Here is a 1,209-nt window from a genome sequence, read left to right as displayed (position 1 = left end):
TCCCTACTGCTGCCTCCCGTAGGAGTCTGGCCCGTATCTCAGTGCCAGTGTGGGGGATACTCCTCTCAGAGCCCCTAAGGATCGTAGCCTTGGTAAGCCGTTACCTTACCAACTAGCTAATCCTACGCATGCCCATCTACATCCTATAAATATTTCAATTGGTTATGATGCCATATCCAATATTATGCGGTATTAATCCCAGTTTCCTAGGGCTATCCCCCTGATGTAGGTAGGTTGCATACGCGTTACGCACCCGTTCGCCGGTGACATTGCTGCCCCCTCGACTTGCATGTATTAAGCCTGCCGCTAGCGTTCATCCTGAGCCAGGATCAAACTCTCCATAGTAATTTCTTACATCGAAAGATCTCCCAACTTTATGTTTCGTCTCTATCTCCAATAAGTTAATGAACTTTATCCCACTTCACCGTGAGCTCGTCACTGTTTCCAGTATCCTCTTTTTTTCCCTTCTCGTTTCCTTCCGACTTAATCGGGGTGCAAAGGTAAGAACCTTTTTTTAACCCCCAAAACTTTTTAAGAAAAAAATTTATTTATTTATTTGAACTTTATCCCCTTCCAAGCTTCTCCGTTTATACGTCCTCGCCGTTTGGGAGTGCAAAGGTAAGACACTATTTCCCCCTTTTCCAAATATTATTTTATTATTCTTTTTAACCATTTCTCCTAATTCACTGCTTTTCAAAGACTTTTGACTTCTACCTCATAGAAAGTTCTTGCTTTTGTTATATTTGTTTGGCGTTTCGTTATATGTGCTTTTTTTGCCGCAATCTCCCCTTTTCTGGATTGAATGTGTTTTCTTGGGCATTTTCTGCCGTTTTTCGTTTTGACTATTTTAGATCGGTTATTGAAATATTTATATGTTTAGCGTTTTGTTTTTTTTAAAATGGTTGTTCTGCTCACCTGCGGTGGGTGAATTGTCGTACTAACCACCCCGGCCTGCGGCCGACCCTCCTTAAAAAGGAGGGTAAAGTTAGGACTGGCTTTGCCTGCGGCTGGTCTGGTTTGTTTGACGGTTAGTGGTTCGACTATCGCTCACCAACCATGAGCTCTTTGTAACCTGGCCGCTAGGCTGGGCACAAAAACGGGAGCATAATCAAGAATGGTAATGCGAAGATTACGAGCGTAGATCTGCCCGACCCAGTGCCCACCCCTATCGCTTGTTCTTGCTCTATTGTTTTTGGGGCGGAGGGGTAC

General features: G+C 44.0%; 1 rRNA gene. It reads right to left on the bottom strand.

The features are described from left to right. Nucleotides 1-345 (bottom strand): 16S ribosomal RNA (locus tag EGI31_RS14550); the annotation flags it as partial. Nucleotides 346-1,209: the final 864 nt, after the last annotated feature.

The organism is Lacihabitans soyangensis (genome assembly GCF_024343775.1).
GTDB classification, from domain to species: Bacteria; Bacteroidota; Bacteroidia; order Cytophagales; family Spirosomataceae; genus Leadbetterella; species Leadbetterella soyangensis.
Note: the sequence above shows the minus strand (reverse complement) of the source record. Positions and strands in the feature narration are given on the sequence as shown.